The 295-nt window shown below is 41.7% G+C and carries 1 protein-coding gene; it reads right to left on the reverse strand.

Annotated features, from left to right (window positions below; genetic code table 11):
• Window positions 1–80 precede the first annotated feature (80 nt).
• The coding region (locus ACX6CF_RS26835; RefSeq protein WP_458788435.1) for a MipA/OmpV family protein at window positions 81–295 on the reverse strand (215 nt) is incomplete at its 5' end.

Genomic DNA, 295 nt, shown 5'->3' on the forward strand with positions numbered 1-295 from the left:
ATAGGTTTCTGAGCATTGATAGACAAGTAAGGTTGCCATCCAGCTTTTCCCTCAAAATAAAATTCACTGAGTTTAGTGTCTTATTCCGAAACACCGTAATAACAATCAAGTAAATCGGTGCTTTTCCAGTCTGAGCCTAAGCGCAAACCTAATCTAAGATCATGCCATAACCACTTGTGGCTATATTCCAGCCCCAATTGTTGGCCTTGATGCACATTGCTAACATCCTGCTGTAATGTAAGCTGCCATTCACTATTAGACGAAAAATAGTGGCCCCGAATGCCTGCATTGAGTG

It is taken from the genome of Vallitalea sediminicola, from assembly GCF_054408565.1.